Origin of the sequence: Pantoea sp. Tr-811, assembly GCF_011752535.1 — a bacterium.
Lineage (GTDB): Bacteria > Pseudomonadota > Gammaproteobacteria > Pseudomonadales > Pseudomonadaceae > Aquipseudomonas.
In genome coordinates this window covers 1-22,959 of record NZ_VWXJ01000028.1, presented here as the reverse complement: position 1 = coordinate 22,959, position 22,959 = coordinate 1, and the positions used below count along the sequence as shown (strand labels likewise).

General features: G+C 63.5%; 14 protein-coding genes and 1 tRNA gene. 7 read left to right on the top strand and 8 right to left on the bottom strand.

Translation table 11 applies throughout. From position 1 onward, the window contains the following. The first annotated feature begins 87 nt into the window (after positions 1 to 87). Together F3J44_RS27545 and F3J44_RS27540 are read left to right on the top strand one after the other, a co-directional pair. Positions 88 to 11,295 carry a DUF4347 domain-containing protein gene (locus F3J44_RS27545; RefSeq protein ID WP_167277629.1) on the top strand — a complete coding sequence of 3,736 codons (11,208 nt, stop codon included), beginning with the start codon at positions 88 to 90 and terminating at the stop codon, positions 11,293 to 11,295. Positions 11,296 to 11,344: 49 nt separating this feature from the next. Next, the gene (locus F3J44_RS27540; RefSeq protein WP_167277628.1) at positions 11,345 to 12,820 is read left to right on the top strand and encodes a TolC family protein; all 1,476 of its coding nucleotides are present in this window, start codon (positions 11,345 to 11,347) and stop codon (positions 12,818 to 12,820) included. Positions 12,821 to 12,881: 61 nt separating this feature from the next. Here F3J44_RS27540 and F3J44_RS27535 read toward each other — a convergent pair whose 3' ends face one another. The 3 genes from F3J44_RS27535 to F3J44_RS27525 form a co-directional block, all read right to left on the bottom strand. Next, positions 12,882 to 14,177 carry an NAD(P)/FAD-dependent oxidoreductase gene (locus tag F3J44_RS27535; RefSeq protein ID WP_167277626.1) on the bottom strand — a complete coding sequence of 432 codons (1,296 nt, stop codon included), beginning with the start codon at positions 14,175 to 14,177 and terminating at the stop codon, positions 12,882 to 12,884. A gap of 84 nt (positions 14,178 to 14,261) precedes the next feature. Further along, positions 14,262 to 14,435, bottom strand: a complete 174-nt coding sequence (locus F3J44_RS27530; protein ID WP_167059242.1) for a DUF3094 domain-containing protein — start codon at positions 14,433 to 14,435, stop codon at positions 14,262 to 14,264. Between the two features lie 132 nt (positions 14,436 to 14,567). After that, positions 14,568 to 15,197: a DUF1780 domain-containing protein gene (locus tag F3J44_RS27525; protein WP_167059239.1), complete on the bottom strand. Its 630-nt coding sequence runs from the start codon at positions 15,195 to 15,197 to the stop codon at positions 14,568 to 14,570. A gap of 110 nt (positions 15,198 to 15,307) precedes the next feature. On the opposite strand from F3J44_RS27525, the gene F3J44_RS27520 reads away from it, so the two are divergent. Further along, the gene (locus F3J44_RS27520; RefSeq protein WP_167277625.1) at positions 15,308 to 15,991 is read left to right on the top strand and encodes an energy-coupling factor ABC transporter permease; all 684 of its coding nucleotides are present in this window, start codon (positions 15,308 to 15,310) and stop codon (positions 15,989 to 15,991) included. An 85-nt stretch (positions 15,992 to 16,076) separates the two neighbouring features. Here F3J44_RS27520 and yacG read toward each other — a convergent pair whose 3' ends face one another. The 4 genes from yacG to F3J44_RS27500 are packed head-to-tail and all read right to left on the bottom strand — an operon-like array spanning position 16,077 to position 18,974. Continuing rightward, entirely contained in the window at positions 16,077 to 16,277 is a 201-nt protein-coding gene (gene yacG, locus F3J44_RS27515) for a DNA gyrase inhibitor YacG (protein WP_167059234.1), read from the bottom strand. Further along, complete coding sequence (gene coaE / locus F3J44_RS27510) at positions 16,274 to 16,897, bottom strand: dephospho-CoA kinase (RefSeq protein ID WP_167059231.1); 624 nt, start codon at positions 16,895 to 16,897, stop codon at positions 16,274 to 16,276. The genes yacG and coaE overlap by 4 nt, the downstream gene beginning before the upstream one ends. After that, positions 16,897 to 17,763, bottom strand: a complete 867-nt coding sequence (locus F3J44_RS27505) for an A24 family peptidase (protein ID WP_167277623.1) — start codon at positions 17,761 to 17,763, stop codon at positions 16,897 to 16,899. Before F3J44_RS27505 ends, coaE begins: the two co-directional genes overlap by 1 nt. 2 nt (positions 17,764 to 17,765) lie before the next feature. Then, the gene (locus F3J44_RS27500; protein WP_167277622.1) at positions 17,766 to 18,974 is read right to left on the bottom strand and encodes a type II secretion system F family protein; all 1,209 of its coding nucleotides are present in this window, start codon (positions 18,972 to 18,974) and stop codon (positions 17,766 to 17,768) included. A 215-nt stretch (positions 18,975 to 19,189) separates the two neighbouring features. Between F3J44_RS27500 and F3J44_RS27495 the strand changes: the two genes are divergently transcribed. The 4 genes from F3J44_RS27495 (at position 19,190) to F3J44_RS27480 (ending at position 22,274) form a co-directional block, all read left to right on the top strand. Further along, the gene (locus F3J44_RS27495; protein ID WP_167277620.1) at positions 19,190 to 19,600 is read left to right on the top strand and encodes a pilin; all 411 of its coding nucleotides are present in this window, start codon (positions 19,190 to 19,192) and stop codon (positions 19,598 to 19,600) included. A 69-nt stretch (positions 19,601 to 19,669) separates the two neighbouring features. Beyond that, positions 19,670 to 19,745: transfer RNA gene (locus F3J44_RS27490), tRNA-Thr, on the top strand. 273 nt (positions 19,746 to 20,018) lie between these two features. Further along, positions 20,019 to 21,173, top strand: coding sequence for a Fic family protein (locus F3J44_RS27485; protein ID WP_167277619.1), 1,155 nt, complete (start codon positions 20,019 to 20,021; stop codon positions 21,171 to 21,173). 348 nt (positions 21,174 to 21,521) lie between these two features. Continuing rightward, positions 21,522 to 22,274, top strand: coding sequence for an NYN domain-containing protein (locus tag F3J44_RS27480; protein WP_167277617.1), 753 nt, complete (start codon positions 21,522 to 21,524; stop codon positions 22,272 to 22,274). A gap of 589 nt (positions 22,275 to 22,863) precedes the next feature. Here the strand turns inward: F3J44_RS27480 and F3J44_RS27475 are convergent. Then, positions 22,864 to 22,959 (bottom strand): transposase domain-containing protein (locus F3J44_RS27475; RefSeq protein ID WP_167269783.1); only part of this gene is annotated, 96 nt, incomplete at its 5' end.

Sequence of the window (22,959 nt, the reverse complement as noted above, 5' to 3'; positions counted from 1 at the left end):
GACCGGTGGTGCCCGCAGGGGCACCGCCACTTTTTTAAGCCGCGACGCATGAGGTTCGCGGCCTGAGGCCATTCCAGGAGGTGCTTCATGAAGTTCATCGAACGTTTTGCGCGTAGGCAAACCGCCCCTCAGCCCGCTGCCGAAGCTGTCGGCACGCCGCTGTTGATGGCGCTGGAACCGCGCATCATGTTCGATGCTTCGGTAGCCGTCGTCGCCCAGGATGCCACCGCACAGGCCACCGCCGACGCGGCCAAGGACACCGCCAGCTCCGCCGATGCCGCAAGCCAAGCGCCGGTGGCCACCGCCGACACCCGCAGCACCCAGAGCGAACGCCATGAGGTGGTGTTCATCGACGGCCAGGTGGCCAATGTCGAGCAACTGGTGGCGGGCCTTGGCAACAATGCCGAAGTGGTGGTGCTGGACCCCAACAAGGACGGCCTGCAGCAGATGGCCGACTACCTCAAGGGCCGCGAGAACCTGGACGCCATCCACCTGCTGTCCCACGGTGCCGACGGCACGGTGCAGCTGGGCAATGTGTGGCTGGCCAGCAACAACCTCGCCCAGCACAGCGACGCCCTGCAGAGCATTGGTGCCGCGCTCAAGGCCGATGGCGACCTGCTGCTGTACGGCTGCCGCGTGGGCGAAAGTGCCAACGGCCAGGCCTTCCTTGATGACCTGGCGTCGCTCACCGGCGCCGATGTCGCAGCCTCTGCCGACGACACCGGTGCTGCAAGCCTGGGCGGCAACTGGACCCTGGAGCGCAGCACCGGGCTGATCGAAACCACCGCCCTGGGCGCGCAGATGGACGGCTACCAGAGCCTGCTGGCAGTGTCGTTCAGCGGTGGCGTGAACGGCACCACGCCAACCGTGACCACTGGCACGCAGATGCGCTACGTGCTTGGCGATTTCAACAACGATGGCATCAGCGACATCCTTTACCAAACCGGCACCGCGGCTGGCAGCGCCTGGCTGTTTTCCGCGGGCCGGGCTGACGGCACTTTCGAGACGGCGGTGGCCCAGGGTTCCTCGCCATTCGCCAACGTGACGCTGATCGACGCGGCGGCGGCGGGCTACAACTACTACGCCGCCGACTTCGACGGCGATGGCGATACCGACCTGCTTGGCGTCACCACAACCTCGGGCCCTGCCTATCTGTACCGCAACGTCAACGGGACTTTTACCCGTGAAATCGCCAGTGGCTTCAACGGCACCCAGTATGGCGTGCGCCTGGTGGTGGGTGATTTCAACGGCGATGGTGCCGCCGACATCCTCTACCAACCCGGGTCCGTCGATACCAGCAATTCCTGGCGTTATGCACTGAACAACGGCGATGGCACCTTCACCGATACTGCGCTGGCCAGTACGGTGTTCAGCGGTTTGACCCTGCCGGGCTACCTCACCTACAACTACCGGGTGGTGGACTTCGACGGCGATGGCGACCTGGATATCTTCGTCTTCACCAACAACACCACGGGTACCTTGTACCGCAATGACGGTACGGCCTTTACCTCGGTGACCATCGCCAGCGCCCCGATGCCGGCATTCGCTGCGCGTGCACTGATTGGCGACTTCGACGGTGACGGCGATGCCGATATCTTCTACCAAAGTGCCGCTGCCGTCGGGTCGGCATGGCTGTATGCCGAAAACCTCGGCAACGGCACCTTTGCAGCGGCGGTGACACAGAATTTGTCACCCTTCGCCGGCGTCATCATGACCGACTTCGCCAACCAGAACGTGCGCGTGGCCGACATGGATGGCGACGGCGACCTGGACGTGGTGGGCACCGCGGCCGGGCAGAATTTCAGCGTTTACTACCAGAGCGGCAGCACACCGAAACTGGTGAGCTCGACCCCTGCCGACGACACCCTCAACGTTTCGCCCACCGCCAACATCACCCTGACGTTCAGCCAGAGCGTGACCAAGGGCACTGGCAACATCTATATCGTGCGCACCTCCGACAACGTCGTGGTGCAGACCATTTCGGTGAGCAGTGGGCAGGTCACCGGCTCCGGCACCACCTGGACCATCGACCCATCGGACCTGGCCCAAGGTGTGGCTTATGCCGTGCGCATCGATTCGAAGACCTTCGTCAACGCCGACGGCAAGGTGTTCCTCGGCATCCTCAACAACACCCGGCTGAACTTCACCACCGCCACCAATGCCGCGCCAGTGGTCAGCAACCTCAATGGCGACGCGGTCAGCTACAGCGAGAAGGGCAGTGGCGTACTGATCGATGCGGGTAGCAATGCCTTGGTCACCGACGCCGACTCAAGCAACTTCGGCGGCGGCAACGTGCGGGTTTCGGTGACCGGCGGTGCGGTCAGCGGCGAGGACGTGCTGTCGATCCGAAATGCCGGCACGGCGGCCGGGCAGATTGCCGTTTCCGGCAGCAATGTGCTGTACGGTGGCGTGATCATCGGTAGCTTCACCGGCGGTAGCGGCGGCAATGCCCTGGTGGTGTCGCTCAACGCCAATGCCACGCCGAGTGCCGTCAGCGCCTTGTTGCAGAACCTGGTGTACAGCAACAGCAACAGCACCGCGCCCAATACCGGCACGCGCACCATCAGCGTCAGCGTTACCGACGACACCGGCACCAGCAGCACGGCGGCGGCGGTCACGGTCAACGTACTGGCGGTGAACGACCCGCCGCAGGTCACCGCCAATGGCACCAACCCGACCTTCACCGAGGACGGCGCCGCGGTCGCCGTGTTCAGCGGCGCCGCGATCAGCACCGTCGAAAGCGGGCAGACCATCAACCAGTTGACCCTGACCGTCAGCAACCTGGCCAATGGCATCGCGGAAAAACTGGTGATCGATGGCTCCGATGTCACCTTGACCAACGGCACCAGCGTGGTCACCTTCGGCAATGGCCTGATCGTCTCGGTTTCGGTGGCATCCGGCACCGCCACGCTCACCATCACCCACGGTGGGCTGTCCACTGCGACGGCCCAGAGCATTCTCAACAGCATCGCCTACCGTAACGACAGCAACGCCCCGACCGGCACTTTGCGCACCGTCACCCTGACCAGCGTGCGCGACAGCGGTGGAACCAGCAACGGTGGCATCGACACCTCAGCCCTCAGCATCACCAGCGTCGTCACCCTGGTGGCGGTCAACGATGCCCCGGTGCTCAGCGGGGGGCCGTCTGTGATCGCCGCCACTAACGAAGACACCACCAGCAACGCGGTGGCGGTTTCCACGATTCTGGCTGGCGCCAGCTATTCCGACGCCGATGCGGACGCCGCCTCCGGCATCGCCATTATCGCCACCGCTGGCCGTGGCACCTGGCAGTACTCCACCGACGGCACCACCTGGACCAGCTTCGGCAGCGTATCGACCAGCAGTGCCCTGCTGCTGGCCTCGACCAGCCAGGTGCGCTACATCCCGGATGGTGCCAATGGCGAGAACGTCTCCTTCACCTACCGTGCCTGGGACCATACCACGGGCACGGCGGCCACCAACGGCTCGCCCAACACCGGCGACACTACCGCCAACGGTGGCACCACCGCGTACTCCACTGGCACCGCCCAGGTCACGCTTATCGTCACCTCGGTCAACGATGCGCCGGTGATAACCCCGGTGAACCCAACCCTGCCCGGCCTGACTGATACGGCCACCAACAATATTGGCAGCGGCGTCAGTACGTTGCTTGGCGGCGTTACCGATGTCGACAGCGGCGCCCTCAAAGGTATCGTCGTGACCGGCATCACGGGCACCTACGGCACCTGGCAGTTCAGCACCGACAATGGCGCCACCTGGATCAACATCGGCAGCGCCTCGGATACCTACGGGCTATTGCTGAGCCCCGCCGACCGCCTGCGTTTCGTACCCGATGGCGTGCACGGGGAAACCGCCACCGTCACTTACCGCGCCTGGGACCAGACCGGCGGAACCCAAGGCCTGCAAGGCCTGCGCACCAACGTCGCCGGGCTTACCGGCGGCAGCAATGCCTACTCCAGCGCCACCGATACCGCCAGCGTGGTGGTGACTGCTGTCAACGATGCACCGGTGGTGACCGGCAGCGGCGGCAGCGTGGCCTGGACCGAGGGCAACAACGTCACGTCCACCCCGGTGATCATCGACAGCGGCCTGATCGTCAGCGACCCGGATGGCCCCAGCATCGCCTCGGCCACCGTCAGCCTGGGCGGCAGTTATGTGCTGGGTGAAGATACCCTGGGCATAACCCTTGACGCCGCGACCACGGGCAACATCACTGCCATGTGGAACGCCATCACCGGCACCCTGACCCTCAGCGCCGCCGGCGGTGCCACCCAGGCGCAGTTCCAGGAAGCGCTGCGCTCGGTGACCTACACCAACAACTCGGACACCCCGACCACCACCACCCGCACGGTGTCGATCAAGGTCAACGATGGCAGCCTCGATTCCAACGTGGTGACCCGCAATGTGACCCTCACGGCGGTCAACGATGCGCCGCAGATCAGCGCCCCGACCAACGTCAGCGTTACCGAAGACACACTGTCGCCGGTCACCGGCATCGTCATCAGCGATGTCGACTCCAGCAGCGGCACCCTCACCCTGACCGTCGCCGCCGGCAACCTCAGCGGCGTCAGCACCGGTGGTGTCAGCGTGGCTGGCAGTGGCTCGGCACTCGTTCTGACCGGCACCTTGAGCTCGATCAACGCCTACATCGCCGCAGGCAACCTGAAGTACACCACGGCGCTCAACGCCAACGGTAGCGTGACCCTTGGCATCAGCGTGGACACGGCCAGCGTCGCCACCGTCACCCGCAGCCTGACCCTCGACATCACCCCGGTGAACGACGCGCCGACCATCACCATGCCGGTTTCCATCAATGTCACCGAAGATGTTGCCATGCCCTTGTCTGGCATCAGCTTCGCCGATGTCGATGCCGGCAGCGGCAGTGTCACGGTGACGTTCAGCGTGGCCAGCGGCAACGGCACGCTGACCGGTAGCCCCAGCAGCGGTGTGGCCATTGCCGGTTCCGGTACCAACAGCATCGTGCTCGAAGGCACCGTCGGCGACATCAACAGCATGATCAGCAATGGCCACCTGAGCTACCTGGGCGCGGCGAACGCAACGGGGGTGAAAACCCTGTCGATCTCCATCAACGACAACGGCAACACCGGCAGTGGTGGCCCGCTGACGGTCTCGGCGGACCTCTCGCTGGTGATCGCCGCCGTCAACGATGCCCCGGTCAACAGCCTTCCACCTTCCCAGACGGTGCTGCAGGACAACGTGCTGACCTTCAGTACCGGCAATGGCAACCTGATCAGCGTCTCGGACGTGGACATCGGCGCTAACCCGATGGTGGTCACCCTCACCGCCAACCACGGCCTGCTGACCCTGAGCCAGACCACCGGCCTGAGCTTCATTGTCGGTAATGGCTCAAGCAATGCGACCATGACCTTCAGCGGCAGCCTCAGCGACATCAACGCAGCGCTCAATGGCCTGACGTTCGCCCCAACCGCCGGTTACTTCGGCACCGGCTCACTGACCATCGAGAGCAACGACCAGGGCAATTCCGGCAGCGGCGGCGCGAAAAGTGACATCGACACGCTGCTGATCACCGTATCGCCGGCCAACCCGAAGGTCGTCAGTGTGACCGCGCTGCCTGGCAGTGATGGCCAGCACAAGGTGGGCGATACTGTCTACATCGTGGTCAATTTCGACAACGCCGTGGTGGTCGACCTCACCGGTGGCCAGCCAAGCCTGCTGCTGGAAACCGGCGCCATTGACCGTGAAGCGGTGTATATCAGCGGCTCAGGCAGCAACCAGTTGGTGTTCCGCTACACCGTGCAGGCCGGTGACACCTCCGCCGACCTGGACTACGCCAGCACCGCATCGCTCCACGCCAATGGCGCGGTGCTGCAAAGCGGCGCGGGCTATTCGGCGGTTCTCACCCTGCCGACCGTGGGCGGCGCCAATTCCCTGGGTGGCCAGCAGGCCATCGTGGTCGACGGTATCGTGCCGACCATCAGCTCGGTAACGCTGCCGGCCGATGGCAACTACCGGCTTGGCCAGAACCTGGATTTCGTCGTCAACTTCAGCGAGGCGGTGACGGTCGACAGCACCGGCGGTACGCCGCGTCTGGCAGTCACCCTGGATAACGGCGGCATTGTGTATGCCGACTATCTGTCTGGCTCCGGTGGCAGTGCGCTGGTGTTCCGCCTGACCGTTGCCAGTGGCCAGTTGGACACTAACGGCATCAGCGTCGGCAATACCTTGCAGCTCAATGGCGGCAGCGTGCGCGACCAGGCCGGCAACGCCAGCACGACCGCGTTCACGCCGGGCAACAGCAGCGGCATCCTGGTCGATGGCGTGGTGCCAAGCGTGGCCAGTGTGGCCGTGCCGGCCAATGGCAGCTACAAGGCCGGCGAAGTGCTGAGCTTCACCGTCAACACCAGCGAAGCGGTGTTCGCCAGCGGGGCGCCACGCCTGGCGCTGGACATTGGCGGAACCACCCGCTACGCGACCCTGGTTGCGGGCAGCAGTGGCGGTTCGACCCTTGTGTTCGAGTACACCGTGCAGGCGGGCGACAACGATGCCGATGGCATCAGCGTCGCCAGCAGCCTGGACCTCAACGGCGGCAGTGTGAAAGATGCGGCCGGCAACGACATGAACCTCATCCTCAACAGCGTTGGCAGCACCGCCGAGGTGGTGGTGGACAGTGTGGCGCCGAGCGTGGCCAGCATCAGCCGCGCTGGCGCCTCGCCGACCAACAGCGGCTCGCTCAGCTACACCGTGACCTTCAGCGAGGCGGTCAGCGGCGTGGACCTCAGCGACTTCAGCGTCACCTTCGGCGGCTCCGCCTCCGGCAGCTTGGCGAGCATTACCCAGGTGGATGGCCGTACCTACAGCGTGCTCATCAACAACCTCAGCGGCGCCGGTGATGTCACCCTTTCCCTGAACGGCAGCGGCACGGGTATCGCCGATGCCGCCGGCAATGCCATCAGCGGCGGCCTGAGCGGTGAAACCTACGCCGTCGACCGGCTTGCGCCTGTGGTGAACAGCGTCAGCGTGCCGGGCAACGGCACCTACGTGGCTGGGCAGCACCTCGACTTCATCGTCAACCTCGACGAAAACACCCAGGTCGATACCAGCGGCGGCACTCCACGTATCGCGGTGACGCTGGGCAACGGCGAAGTCGCCTATGCCCAGTACCTGTCCGGCTCTGGCAGTGCGGCGCTGGTGTTCCGCCTGACTGTCGCCAACGGCCAGTTGGATAGCGACGGCATCAGCTTGGGCAACGCCATCGAGCTCAACGGCGGCACCCTGCGCGATTACGCGGGCAACGATGCCAACCTGCAACTGAACAACGTCGCCGACACCCGTGGTGTACTGGTGGATGCCGTGGTGCCGGTGATCGCCAGCGTCGACGTGCCGGCGAGCGGTAGCTACAAAGCGGGCGATGTGCTCAGCTTCACCGTCAACACCAGCGAAGGCGTAGTGGCCGACACCCTCGGTGGCACGCCGCGCCTGGTGCTGACCGTGGGGGGTGTGACCCGTTATGCCAGCTATGTGTCCGGTGGCGCCGACGGTGCGCTGCTGTTCCAGTACACCGTGCAGGCCGGTGACACGGCCTCTGGCGGCATTGGCGTCAATAGCACGCTGGACCTCAACGGCGGGCACTTCAACGACCCGGCCGGCAATGCGCTGGCGCTCAGCCTGAATGGCCTGGGTAGCACCGCCAACGTGCTGATCGACACTACGACGCCGTATGCCACCAGCATCACCCGGCTGGATACGACGCCGAGCACCAGCGCCTCGGTCAGCTACAGCGTGACCTTCAGTGAGCAAGTGCTGCACGTGGATGCCAGCGATTTCAACCTGGTTTTCGGTGGCGATGTTGCTGGCAGCATTCAGAGCGTCAGCAGTACCGACGGCATTACCTATACCGTCACCCTGGGCGGCCTGACCGGCACCGGCACCGTGCGCCTGGACCTAAAGCCTGGCACCGACATCACCGATGCCGCAGGCAACCTGATACCGGGCGGACGGGTCGGGGTGAACTACGCCATCGACCGTGTGGCGCCGAGCGTGTCTACCGTGGCTGTGCCGGCCAACGGCACCTACGTCGCCGGCCAGAACCTCGACTTCATCGTCAACCTGGACGAAAACACCCGGGTCGACACCAGCGGCGGCACCCCGCGCATCGCGGTGACGCTGGGCAACGGCGAAGTCGCCTATGCCCAGTACCTGTCCGGCTCCGGCTTGCAGTCGCTGGTGTTCCGCCTGACCATCGCCAACGGCCAGTTGGATAGCGACGGCATCAGCTTGGGCAACGCCATCGAGCTCAACGGCGGCACCCTGCGCGATAACGTAGGCAACGATGCCAACCTGCAACTGAACAACGTCGCCGACACCCGTGGTGTACTGGTGGATGCCGTGGTGCCGGTGATCGCCAGCGTCGACGTGCCGGCGAGCGGTAGCTACAAAGCGGGCGATGTGCTCAGCTTCACCGTCAACACCAGCGAAGGCGTAGTGGCCGACACCCTCGGTGGCACGCCGCGCCTGGTGCTGACCGTGGGAGGTGTGACCCGTTATGCCAGCTATGTGTCCGGTGGCGCCGACGGTGCGCTGCTGTTCCAGTACACCGTACAGGCCGGTGACACGGCCTCTGGCGGCATTGGCGTCAATAACACGCTGGACCTCAACGGCGGGCACTTCAACGACCCGGCCGGCAACGCGCTGGCGCTCAGCCTGAACGGCCTGGGCAGCACCGCCAACGTGCTGATCGACACCACGACGCCGTATGCCACCGGCATCACCCGGGTAGACACGACCCCGACCAACAGCGCTACGGTCAGCTACCGCGTGACGTTCAGTGAAACGGTGGCGAACGTGGATGCCAGCGACTTCAACCTGATCTTCGGCGGTGATGTCACGGGCAACATTCAGAGCGTCAGCAGCCTCGACGGCATGACCTACACCGTGACCCTGGCCAACTTGAGCGGCACCGGCACCGTACGCCTGGACCTCAAGCCCGGCACCGATATCGCCGATGCCGCCGGCAACCTGGTGCCAGGCGGGCGCGTTGGCGTGAGCTACAGCATCGACCGCGTCGCGCCGAGCGTGACCGCCGTGGATGTGCCGGCCAACGGCACCTACGTCGCCGGCCAGAACCTCGACTTCACCGTGCACATGAGTGAAGTGGTGCAACTGGACACCAGCAACGGCAGCCCGCGCCTGGCCGTCACCTTGGACAACGGTGGCACGGTGTACGCCGAGTACCTGTCCGGGGCCGGCAGCAGCGTGCTGGTGTTCCGCCTGACCATCACCAGCGGCCAGCTGGACACCACCGGCATCAGCGTGGGCAGCAGCCTGCAGCTCAACGGCGCGACCCTGCGCGATGCCGTGGGCAACGCTGCGCAAACCACGCTCAATGGCCTGCCGGCCACCGATGGCATCCTGGTGGATGCCGTGGTGCCGACCGTGGCCACGGTGACGCTGCCATCGCCGGGTGCCTACAACGCCGGTGACGTTTTGCGCTTCACCGTCAATGCCAGTGAGCCGGTGGTCGTCGACACCAGCACCGGCACGCCACGGCTGGCCGTGAACATCGGCGGGGTGACCCGCTATGCAACCTACGTTTCCGGCTCCGGCACCTCGGCGCTGGTGTTCGAGTACAGCATCCAGCCAGGCAACAACAGCACCAGTGGCATCAGCCTGGGCGCCAGCATCGATCTCGATGGTGGGTCGCTCACCGATGCCGCTGGCAATGCAATGAACCTTGCGTTGAACGGAACAGGTTCCGGCGCAGGTATCGTCGTCGACACGGTCGCGCCACAGGTCAGCGACATCGTGCGGGTCGACACCACACCGAGCAACGCCAGCACCGTGCGCTACACCGTCACCTTCGATGAAAGCGTTTCCGGGGTAGACAGCGCGGACTTCTCGCTGGCCTTCACCGGCAGCGCCAGCGGCCGTATTGCCTCGGTGGAGCAGGTCAATGGCCGCACCTACACCATCGTCGTCGACAACCTCAGCGGCGCCGGCAACGTGCGCCTTGACCTGAACGCCAGCGGCACCGGCATCACCGACGTGGCCGGCAACCCGATCAGTGGCGGGCTGGCGGGCAGTGTGTACAGCATCGACCGCGTCGCCCCTTCGGTAACCGGTGTGACGGTGCCGGCCAGCGGTACCTATGTGGCTGGCCAGCAGCTGGACTTCACCGTCAACACCGACGAGGCCGTGCTGGTGGACACCGGGGACGGCGCACCGCGCCTGGCCATCACCCTGGACAACGGGCGGGTGGTGTATGCCGATTACCTGGCAGGCTCCGGCGGCAGCGCCTTGGTGTTCCGCCTCAACGTCACCAGCGGCATGGCCGGTAACGGCAACTTCAGCGTGGCACCCGCTATCGACCTCAACGGCGGCAGCATTCGCGATGCCCGCGGCAACGATGCAGTGACCGCGTTGAACAACGTGGGTGACACCTCAGGCATTCTGGTCGATGCCCGCGCCCCGCGCGCCACCAGCATCGTGGTCGATGGCCCGGTACTGCCGACCGACCGCAGCCTGAGCTTCACCCTGACCTTCGATGAACCGGTAAGCGGTGTGGATGCCAGCGATTTCAGCGTGCTGGGCACCAACACCGCGAGCGGGGTGGTGCAGCAGGTGCAGCGCATCGATGCCAGCACCTACCGCATCGTGGTCGGTAGCCTGCGCGGCCAGGGCACGCTGGCCTTGAGCCTGAATGCGCTGGGCAGCGGCATCCAGGACGCGGCTGGCAATGCCATGGCGCTGAGCCTGGTGGGCCAGGCCCAGGGCATCCAGACCCAGGACGTGGGCGACCTGCAGTACCGGCTCAACCCACCGCAGGCGCTGGGTGACCCGCGCTCCACCGTGCTGCAGCCCCAGGTGCCTGGGCCGCAGCTTAACGAAAGCGTGTCACCGCTGCTGCCGGGGGCGCTGTTCGAGGTGCGCAGCGTGGGGGGCGATATCCAGCCCCTGGGCACGATCTTCCTTGGCAACGCCAGCAGCGCGCCAAGCTTCATCGCCCAGGTATTTGGCAGCAGCGACAGCGCCGCCGTGCAGGCGGGCTTCGGCGGCTTCGCCAGCGGCGGTAACGGCGTGTTCGGCAGCAGCACCTTGGCGGCGATTTTCAGCCATGAGGTGCCGGGTGTCAGCGACATGAACGTGTTCAACGGCAGCCAGTGGCGCCCAGCCGACCTCAGCCAGGGGCTGCGCGGGGTGTTCGGCGTGCCGACCTTTGGCCAGCAACTGCAACAACTCAACGATGCCGAGCAGCGCCAGGTGCGCGACTTGGCTCAAGCCTTGGCCCAACCGGCCCAGATCGGGCGGCAGGCATGAAATACACACAACACTTGATGAACAAGCCGTACCAGGGGGCGGCTCAAGGATGAAGAAGAGTCACAAACTGTTCGCCGCCAGCCTGTTGGCGTTGGCCGTCAGCGGCTGCGCGGTCACCAGCCAGCCAATCGACCGCAGTGTCAGCGAGGAACGCGCACGGGCGGATCTTGCCAGCATGTTCAAGGGGCAGGAGCCGCTCAATGGCCCGCTCACCTTGCACCAGGCCATGGCCCGTGCAGTGAAGTACAACCTTGAGGCACGGCTTAAGGTGATGGAAGAAGCCCTGGCCAAACGCCAGGTCGACCTGGCTCAGTTCGACATGCTGCCGCGCATGGCGCTGGATGCAGGCTATGTCGGGCGCAACAACGTCAGCGCCTCCAGCAGCCAGAGCATCCGCACCGGCACCCAGTCGCTGGAGCCGTCCACCTCCCAGGACCGCGACCGCGATGTGGCCGACCTGACCATGGTGTGGAACGTGCTGGACTTCGGTGTGAGCTACGTCAGCGCCAAGCAGCAGGCCGACCAGCGCCTGATTCTGCAAGAGCGCAAGCGCAAGGTGGTCCACACCATCACCCAGGATGTGCGCTCGGCCTACTGGCGCGCGGTGGCGGCGCAGCGCCTGCTGAGCCAGATCGACGCGCTGATGGGGCGCATTCACCAGGCCCGTGACAACAGCCAGAGCATGAGTGCCCAGCGCATCGGCGACCCGGTGCAAACCCTGAGCTACCAGCGCGCCCTGATCGAGGCCACCCGCCAGCTGGAAGAGCAGCGCCGCGCGTTGTCGCTGGCCAAGACCGAACTGGCGGCGCTGATCAACCTGCCGCTCAATACCGAATTCACCCTGGCGCCGGAAGAAGGCTACGTGGTGCCGACCTTCAAGGGCGACTTCGCCAAGCTTGAGCAGCAGGCCCTGGCCAGCCGCCCCGAGTTGCGCGAGCAGGACTACCAGGCGCGCATCAGCGCGGCAGAAACCCGCAAGGCCATGCTGCGCATGCTGCCGGGCCTGGAGTTCTCGGCCGGTGGCCACTACGACAGCAACTCGTTCCTGACCAACCAGAGCTGGGCCGACTATGGCGTGAAGGTGACCTGGAACCTGTTCAACGTGCTCTCGGCACCGGCGGCGATCAAGGTGGCCGAAGCCGGTGAAGACGTCGCCGCAGCGCGGCGCCAGGCCATGTCGATGGCGGTGCTGGCGCAGTTGTACGTGGCCAACGCCAACTTCAACGAGTCGGTTCGCCAGTTCCGTACCAGCGAAGAGCTGGCCACGCTGGATGGGGAAATCGCCGGGCAACTGCGCAACCGCTACCAAACCCAGAACATCGGTGAGCTGGAGTTGATCCAGGGCGAGTTGAACAACTTGCAGACCCAGCTCAAGCGCGACCTGGCCTACGCCGAACTGCGCAATGCGTACGCGCAGCTTTATGTCAGCTCCGGGGCCGACCTGCTGCCCGATACCTTGCCTGACAGCAACCTGCAGACCATCGCCAGCGCGTTGCGCAATGGCGAGGCGAACTGGAACCGCTGATCGGGTGTAAAAAAGGGGGCCTGCCTGACGGCGGGCCCCCTGTCTTGTAGCCGGCTGGGTATCAGTGCAGCTTCAGGCGCGGCTCGGTGCCGCGGCCAATCTTGCTGCCCAGCATCATCAAGGCCGTGCGGAAGAACCCGTACAGCGCCATCTGGTGCATGCGGTACAGCGACACGTAGAACATCCGCGCCAGCCAGCCTTCGAGCTTCACGCTGCCCATCAGGTTACCCATCAGGTTGCCCACCGCCGAGAAGCGCGACAGCGATACCAGCGAGCCGTAGTCCTTGTAGGCGTAGGTGGGCAGCGGCTTGTTCTCCAGCCGCGCCTTCAGGCTTTGCGCCAGCATCGACGCCTGCTGGTGCGCGGCCTGGGCCCGTGGCGGCACGTTGCGGTCGCTACCTGGTTGCGGGCAGGCGGCGCAGTCGCCGAAGGCGAAGATGTTGTCGTCGCGGGTGGTTTGCAGGGTAGGGCGCACCACCAGCTGGTTGATACGGTTGGTTTCCAGGCCGTCGATGTCCTTGAGGAAGCCCGGTGCACGAATGCCCGCCGCCCACACCTTGAGGCTGGCCTGGATCACTTCGCCGTCCTTGGTTTTCAGGCCGTCCTCGGTCACTTCGCTGACGGCGGCGTTGGTCATCACCTTCACGCCGAGTTTTTCCAGGGTCTTGTGCACCGGCACGCTGATGCGCTCCGGCAGCGCCGGCAGCACGCGCGGGCCAGCCTCGATGATGGTGATGTGCATGTCCTTGGGCTGGATACGGTCCAGGCCATAGGCTGCCAGCTCGTGGGCCGCGTGGTGCAGCTCGGCCGCCAGCTCCACGCCGGTGGCACCGGCGCCAACGATGGCCACGCTGATTTTTTCGCTGGCCACGTCACCGGCGTGGGCGCGCAGGTAGTGGTTGAGCAACTGCTGGTGGAAGCGCTCGGCCTGCTTGCGGGTGTCGAGGAACAGGCAGTGCTGCGCCGCGCCCAGGGTGCCGAAGTCGTTGGTGTTGGAACCTACGGCGATCACCAGCGAGTCGTAGCCCAGGGTGCGCGCAGGCAGCAGCTCGCGGCCCTCTTCATCGAGGGTCGCGGCCAGCTGGATCTGCTTGCCTTCACGGTCCAGGCCGCTCATGCGCCCCAGCTGGAAGTTGAAGTGGTTCCACTTGGCCTGGGCCACGTAGTTCAGTTCGTCTTCCGAGGAGTTCAGCGAGCCGGCGGCCACTTCGTGCAACAGCGGCTTCCAGATGTGCGTGAGGTTGGCGTCGACCAGGGTGATGTCGGCCTGCTTGCGCTTGCCGAGGGTTTTACCCAGGCGGGTCGCCAGTTCCAGGCCGCCGGCGCCGCCGCCGACAATCACGATGCGATGAGTCATGGGGATATCTCATAAGGTTTACGGAATGCGTGGCCCCAGGGGCCGGCCGCACACTGCGCAAGGGGAGGGCGAGCGCGAAGCAGCTCATAGCACCAGTCCACTCAGCAGGCGGCTGATGAGGCCCAACCCGATGGTCACCGCCAGCACCAGCACCAGGAGCAGCCAGGGCCGGAAAGGCCGGCGCTCGACTTGGTGTTGAGGGGCTTGCAGGTACGCATCGACACGACGCTGATCTTCAGGATTCAGGCGGCTGGTCATGGTGGGCCTCGTCAGGTAGACGTTTGTGACTGCATGCACGCTACAGCGTTTATGCAGGCGCTTGAGACAAATGATAATGCTTTCTATCCCTGGCGCCGAGTGTACGCCATTGCAATGATGCTCGGCACTGGATCAAAGACTGATGCCCACGTCGAACACGATGCTGCGCCCCAGGTTGCCACGCAGGAAATCCGGCGCATCGGGGTGGGCGAACAGCACCCGGGCAAAGGTCGGCCCCACCAGCGACAGCGACCGCCAGCCCTGGCGCAGGTACTCGGTGGGCGGCGGGAAGTGGGTGTTGAGGTCGAGCACTTCGCGCTTGAGGCTGGAGAAGGCGATGATGTCCAGCTCACCCAGCTCCAGCCCGCGTTCGCGGTAGTTGTGCGCCTTTTTGCGCAAGGTCGGCGCCAGGCGCGCGAGCAGTTCGGTGGCGGCGATGCGCCGTGGGCGGGTTTCGCGGCGAACCAGCTGCGCCAGGGAGAAGGCGCTGCGCCGGCGCTGCAGCTCTTCGCGCCACTCGTCGTTCAGGCGGCGGCCCTCGTCGAGCACGAAGAACACCTCGAATGCCGCATCGCGAAACAGCACGTCTGGTGGCTCCTGGCCCGCCGGGGTGAAGTCTTCGCTGCGGTAAGGGATGTTCAGCCCCTGCAACAGGCGCTGGCACACCCACCGCTCCCGCTCCCACTTGCGGGCGTTGGAGAGGAAGGCATTGGCTTGTTCGGCCTGGATGGTAAGCAGGCGCAGGTAGTCTGAGTCATCCATGGGAACAAGCTTAGTCGCTAATCGATGACGGTAAGATGCTGTTTGTGCGTAGGAATCGGGGCAGGGTATAGACTCAGGTTTTAACCACATGGCTGCCAGGGGTATTTCAAGTGATCAGCGCGCAGGTGTTGTCCACAACCAGCCTTGCGGTGGGCTGGTGCGGTTATGTGCCCGTGCTGATCTGGGCGGCCAGCCGCACGCGCTGGGTGGAGCTGGTCACCGACCGACGCCGCCAGCACTTGCTGTTCGGCACGGTGTTCTGCCTGTTTGCCCTGTGGTTGGTGAGGCGCGATTTCGAAACGGGGGTGTCGTACCACTTCATCGGCATGACGGCGGTGACCTTGTTGCTGGACTGGCCGTTGGCGGTGCTCGGTGGTTGCTTCGCCCAACTGGGCCTGCTGGCGCTGGGGCGCCAGGACCTGGCGGCGCTTGGGGTTAATGGGCTGCTGCTGGTGGGCTTGCCGGTACTGATTACCGAGGTGTGCGCGCTGCTGGTGGAGCGGGCGCAGCCGCGTAACCTGTTCGTGTATATCTTCTGTTCGGGGTTCTTTCCCGCCGCGTTGACGGTGCTGGTGTGCCTGCCGGTGGCGCTTGGGGTGTTGTGGCTGGATGGGGTGTTCGCGATGCCGGAATGGCTCAGCGATTTCATTGGCTACCTGTGGTTGATGATGTTCCCGGAGGCGTTCATCAACGGCATGGTGATCAGCGCGCTGGTGGTGTTTTGCCCCGAGTGGCTGGAAACGTTCAACCGCACGCGATATTTGCAGGCGCCCTGGAAGGAAGATGAGCACTGATTGTCGTGCTGTTTGTGGTGGCCCCTGGTAGGAGCGAGCAAAGCTCGCGAAGCGCCGCCAACTGCACCCACCCAGGCCATTCACCTCAATGCCGCGGCTCCAGATCCCCCGAAAACAGCTCATCTTCCGAATCCGGCGCCACCGGAATCTTGTGCTCCTCGGCCGCCCAGGCCCCCAGGTCGATCAGTTTGCAACGGTCGGAACAGAACGGCCGGAACGCGCTCTTCTCGTTCCATTCCACAGGTGCGCCACAGGTCGGGCAATCGACGGTCAATGGCTGGCTCATGGCTGGCCTCCTCGTAAAGTCAGGTAAAAGTGGTGCAGGCGGTCAATCTGCTCGTGCAGCGCGGCGAGGTCGCCGTCATTGACCACCACATCGTCGGCATGGCCCAGGCGTTCCTCACGCCCCAGCTGGGCCTTGAGAATTGCCTGCACCTGCTCGGCACTGGTGTTGTCACGTGCCAGGGTGCGTTCTACCTGCAGCGCCTCAGGCACATCGATCACCAGCACGCGCTGCACCTTCTGGTACTGGCCCGATTCGACCAGCAGCGGCGACACATACACCGCATAGGGCGACTCGGCCTTGGCCAGGTAGCTGAAGATTTCCTGCCCGATCAACGGGTGCAGCAGTTGTTCCAGCCACTTGCGCTGGGCCGGGTCGGCGAAGATCAGCTGGCGCAGTGCGGCACGGTCGAGCTGGCCGTCTTCCAGCAGCACGCCAGGGCCGAAGCGCTCGACGATGCTGGCCAGTGCCGGGCGGCCGGGCTCGACCACCCAGCGCGCCGCCTGGTCGGCATCGACCAGGTGCACGCCAAGTTCGACAAAACGCTCGGCAGCCGCGCTCTTGCCGCTGCCGATGCCGCCGGTAAGCCCGAGAATCCAGGGGGTGAAGGCCTTGGTGGTCATCACATTCCAAACTGTTGCAGGTAGAAGGTGACTATTTCATCACCCCAGAGCACGGCAATCCACCCCGCAATTGCCAGATAGGGCCCGAACGGAATCGCGGTGCGCACCGATTGCCCGCGCAGGCGCAACAGGCACAGGCCCGCCACCACCCCAACCAATGACGACAGCAGCAACGTCACCGGCAGCACCTGCCAACCGCCCCAGGCGCCGATCAGCGCCAGCAGCTTGAAGTCGCCATGGCCCATGCCTTCCTTGCCGGTAATCAACTTGAACACCCAATACACCGTCCACAGGCTGAGGTAGCCGGCCACCGCGCCCCACAGCGCATCGTGCAACGGCACCAGGGTGCCCAGGGCATTGACCATCAGCCCCAGCCACAGCGTTGGCAGCACCAGCACATCGGGCAACAGTTGCTGGTCATGGTCGATCAGGCTCAGCGCCAGCAGGCTCCAGGTGAGCAACAGCACGGCCAGGGCCTCCAAGCCAGGGCCGGAGTGCCAGGCAACCGTCATCGACAGCAATGCGCAAGCCACTTCCACCAGTGGATAACGGGCACTGATCGGCTGCTTGCAGGCCGAGCAACGCCCGCGCAATGCCAGGTAGCTGATCACCGGAATGTTCTCCCAGGCACGGATGCCATGGCCGCAATGCGGGCAGTGGGAGGCGGGCAGCGACAGGTTGAAGCGTGTGTGCTCGGTGGTCGGCAGGCCCAGCACCTCTTGTGCTTCGCGCTGCCACTGGCGGTCGAGCATGATCGGCAGGCGGTACGCCACCACATTGAGAAAACTGCCCACCAGCAGGCCGAGCACGGTCGCCAGGGTAATGAAGTAGGCCGGATGCCCGGCCAGGAAAGTCCACAGAGTCATGTTCAGATCAAGCTACCCAACTGAAAGATCGGCAGGTACATCGCTACCACCAGCCCACCGACCAGCAGGCCCAGAACCAGCACGATGGCGGGCTCCAGCAGGCTGGTCAACTGGTCCAGCGCCTGGCTGACCTGTTCCTCGTAATGGCTGGCGGATTTTTCCAGCATCTGGTCCAGCGTGCCGCTGGATTCGCCAATGGCCGTCAGTTGCACCAGCAGTGGTGGGAACAGCGGTTCCAGCGCCATCGCCTGGTTCAGCGCCTGGCCGTTGGCCATGGCCCGGCGCACCTGCATCACCGCCTGCTCGTGCAGGCTGCTGCCACAGGCCCTGGCCACCGTGCCCAGTGCATCGAGCAGCGGCACCCCCGCTGCATAGGAGGTTGCCAGGGTGCGAGCGAAACGGGCCAGGGCGGCCTGGTTCAGCAGTGGCCCGAACACCGGCAGGCGCAAGGCCTGGCGAGATATCCACAGGCGCGCTGGCGCATGCTTTCGGTAAAGCTGGGTAACTGCAAACCCCAAGGCGAGCCCAGTGATCGCCAGCACCGGCGCATACCGCCCCAGCCCTGTGGATAAGTCGATCACCCATTGGGTGAACGCTGGCAGCCCCGCCTCGAACCCGGCAAACAGGCTTTCGAAGCGCGGAATCACTTCCAGCAACAAGATCGCCGCAACACCCAGCCCGGTCAGCAACAGCAGCAGCGGGTAGAACATCGCCTTGCGTACCCGCTTGTGCAACGCCTGGCGCTGCTCCAGCATGCCCGCCAGTTGCTCCAGCTGCCGGTCCAGCGTGCCAGACTGCTCGCCCACGCGAATCAGGTTGCAGTACACGCCATCGAACCACGCCGGGTGGCGCTGCAGCGCATCCGCCAACCCCAGCCCTGCGGCCACATCCTGTTTCAATTGGCCGAGCAACGCCGCCTGCGCCGCGCTGCAGCCACTGCGGCCCATCACTTCGAAGGCCTGCAACAGCGGCACCCCGGCCTTGAGCAAGGTCGCCAACTGCCGGCTGAACCCCGCTGGGTCGGCCTTCACCCGCGCCTTCGGCAAGCGCCATTCAAAGCTGCCTGCAGGCCGCAGGCTGGCCACCCGGATACCCTGGCGCAGCAGCCCGGCCCGCGCATACGCCGGGCTGCGCCCGCTGATTTGGCCGCTGACCGCGGCGCCGCTGGCGTTGGTGCCGCGCCAGTTGTAGAGCTGTGTGGAAGTGTTCATGCCAAGGTCCTTTTTCCACCCCGGCGACAAGCCTGGAAACAGCTTGCCGCCTCCCTGGGCAGGCGTGCGTCCGTGATGCTCACTAGAGTAGTTCAGCGAAGATGACGCCCAGGCGGGCAGGGGTGACAAAAGGTGTCTGTTCAGGCCTACTGCGCCGCTGTCCGCTGGGGCGAGCCTGACCCTCACGGCTACACGTATCAAAAAGGAAACCGTTCATGAAAGGGCAACGCGGTATTACCCTGATCGAATTGATGATCGTCATTGCGATCATCGGCATTCTTACGACCATCGCCTTGCCGATGTACACCAACCACCAGTCCCGCGCCAAGGCCGCGGCTGGCTTGCTGGAAATCAGCGCGCTGAAAACGGCCATGGACCTGCGCCTGAACGAAGGCAAGGACGTCGCCAACGTATCCGCCCTGGGCGGCCAGCCCGCCACCGCGCACTGCGCGATCACCGCCACCGGCAAGGCCGCCGACGGCACCGCCGCCATCACCTGCACCCTGGCCGACGCCCCGGCCAACGTGCTGGGCAAGACCCTGACCCTGTCGCGCACGGTCAGTGGCTGGCAGTGTGCGACCAATATCGAGGAAGACCTGGCACCAAGCGGGTGCACGGCGTCGTGAAGAAAGGGGAATAAGCCGGGGAAACAGGGGTTTACGCAACGGGTGCGGCAGTGGTACGTTGCGCTACACGCCGGTGTAGCTCAGTCGGTAGAGCAGCGCACTCGTAACGCGAAGGTCGCAGGTTCGATTCCTGTCTCCGGCACCAGTACTCTAGGTTTGATGCAGCTTTGTTTGCATATAGCCTTCCCTAAAATGCCCGCCCTGTGCGGGCATTTTTGTTTCTACTTCCTTCACCCCGACGCCTTCCAGCCGCTGCCCACCGGGCGCCGTTTTCGACTTAATCGCTGGCCACTTTCCACTTAGGCTTGCACGCCTTTTGAGATAGTGCTTATCTGGTTTCTGGCTTTCGCCCAGTATTTACGGGGTGTTTGTCAAAAAATTTAAAGATAGTGCGTTTGCCGATTAGAGATAATTTTAGATGGCCAGCTTTTCTCATCACGATCTCCGACTGCTGAACCCTTCCTTTGACTCGCCTCTGGTTGACGTGCTGAGCGAGCTTGAATTCCTGCGCAGGTTGAGACTGGAGGGGGACACGCCGCCGCAGGTTTTCTTCCAGCTCAAGGGGCTGTTCCATACGTTGGAGAGCTTGGGGTCTGCGCGGATCGAGGGCAACCACACCACCCTGGCGGACTACATCGACAGCAAGGTTGAAGGGAAAGCTGAAAGCACTGATCAGTTGCTTGAGGTTGCAAATATCGAGAAGGCGATGGACTACATCGAGGAGGTGATGAAGCCTGGTGTAGACCTGACAGAGCACACCATTCGCGAGCTGCATGCCCTGACCGTACTCGGTTTGCGCCGCGAAGGCGACAAGACGCCCGGGGCCTACCGCGAAGGGCCTGTCAGGATTTCCCAATCCGAACACTCCCCGCCAGATGCTGTGCTGGTGTCCCAATACATGCAGGAGCTGGTCAGCTTCATCAACCGCGACGACTCACCCAAGTACGCGTTGATGAAGGTTGCCTTGGCCCACCATCGTTTCGGTTGGATTCACCCATTCGGCAATGGCAATGGGCGGGTAGTGAGGCTGCTCACCTACGCGCTGTTGATGAAGTACGGCTTCAACGTAAGTGTGGGTGGTAGGGTGCTCAACCCTACGGCAGTGTTTTGCAATGACCGGGAAAATTACTACGCCATGCTTGGAGTGGCCGATACCGGCACCACCGAGGGCTTGGAGGCATGGTGCGTCTATGTGCTGCAAGGCATTCGGGACGAGCTTGAGAAAGTAGACAGGCTTACCAACTATGCCTATCTCACGGAGTGCATCCTGTCGCCGGCAGTGGCTTTTGCGCGCAGCCGCGAGTGGATTACAGAAGCTGAAGAGCACGTCCTGGCCTGTGCGATCAAAATGAAGGTAGTGAAGTCGGCAGACATTGCGCAAGCGCTGCCCAAGCTCACGGCTGGCCAGCGAACCTATCAGATCAAGAGGCTGGTCGACCAAGGCATGCTTGTTCCGGTTAGCGCGGGGTCAAGGCAGTACACGATTGGCTTCTCCAGTAATTACCTCATACGCGGGGTAATCAAGGCACTGAGAGAGCAGGGCTTCATCACTGAGCCACTTGATAAGCCGTGATAGTGGTTTGGTCCAGGTGCTCAGGTGGGAGCAGGCATTCGACATGTACCCAACACCCTATGGGAGATAACCCAGCCCTGCGGGTAGTGCTGTCGCGCAGGGTACATTGCCAGCAGGTGCGCCGCGCCCCCCTGTAGGAGCGGGCTTGACCCGCGAACACCGGCGAAGCCGGTGTCATTCACCACGTCGCTTGCTATATCAAACCACGAGTCTCATTCGCCAGCGCCAACCGTCCAAAGTCAGATTTTTTTAGGTTCGGCAAGGTGGCTGGAGTCGCTGAACAACACAGTGCTATCTTTCGAGGCGCCGAAAATCGGCGGGCTGTCGCCCTAATCAAGGAGGATTTTAATGGCTTCTCTTCAAAACCATGGGGAAACCCGGGTTGCTGTGCTAGTCGACTGTGACAACGTTTCTCCAGAGATTGTGGAATACGCATTGAAGGTCGCTGCTCAGTTTGGGCGAATAGTAGTACGTCGTGGATATGGCAATCACTCTACGCTAGCCAACAAATGGCAGGAGGCCTTGGTCAGATTAGCTTTCACTCCCTGCCTTCAGTATCAGTACGCATCGGGTAAAAACACCTCCGATATCGCCTTAGCTCTAGACGCTCAGGAAACTCTGTTTGATCACCGTGCAGACATTTTCTGCTTGGTAACCAGTGATTCTGATTTTGCATACCTCTGCAGGAAGCTACGAGAACGAGGCGCATCGGTGTGCATCGTTGGGGAGAGTAAAACGCCTGATGCGTTAAGGAATGCGAGCGACCAGTTCTTTGAGTGGCGCAATGAGGGGCTGGAGAAGGGCGAAGCGAACCAGGTTGAGCTTCATCAGGGGCAAGTGACTGATAAAAGACCTGTTGTTAAGCGACGGCCTCGATTCGTTGTAGATGCGGTAGCACTTCTTGCAGGCGAAACAGCGGAAGGAAGGGCGACACTCAGTGCAGTTGGCGGTTACCTCAAACGTACAGACCCAGGTTTCTCCCCTACACCGTACGGTCATTCCGGGTTGCTTGAAATGATGAAAACCTACGACCTACTGGATTTGAGAAAAGAGGCCGGTGGTCATTGGACCGTCTCGCTTGCTGAGCAAATGGAGGGCTAAGGCATAGCTGCGTAAGCGTCCGGCGAATTCACCTTCCGAACTCCAGCTTTAAGGGTGATGGTGTCCACGTATTTTTAAGCGGACGCTATCACTCTTATCGCCAGGATTTTCATGCGCCAACGAAGCTCTTACCCCATTGAGGTTTCAAAGGTTTTCATACAGAATCTAGTCTCCGACCTAGGCATTTAATCCTATTTCCTACAGCATCCTGAGTTTTATCCAGCGCCCGTTCGCTTGCATGCAGAGACGTCGCAGTATAATTTTTTGGAGATAAAAACCTAATCTTTGGCGTTGATCCTCGACCTGTAACATCGCATTTCGGCAGCCGTACGCAGGACATCTTTCGATGTGTCGGGTCCTTTTCGTCCCGGTCGGCCAACCTGTGTATCGCTGCCACCTAATACACACCCCTGAGTTTCTTCTAGCCGGGCTTACTGATAAGACCATGGTGGCCGTGTTTAGAAGACCTTCAAGTCTGCCGAGTTCCTTTTCCTCGGTTCGCCAATCTGCACCCGGCTGCCGCCTCGCGCTCTTGAACGCGGCAATGTCCTGAATCAACGTAAGCGTACGGGCAAACCGTCTTGCACGACTAAGCTGGACGCCACCTATGCGGCAGCAGCGCAGCAATCTCACTCGCCCGCTGCGTAGGCAGGCGCGTCAGCACATCCTTCAGGTAGGCATACGG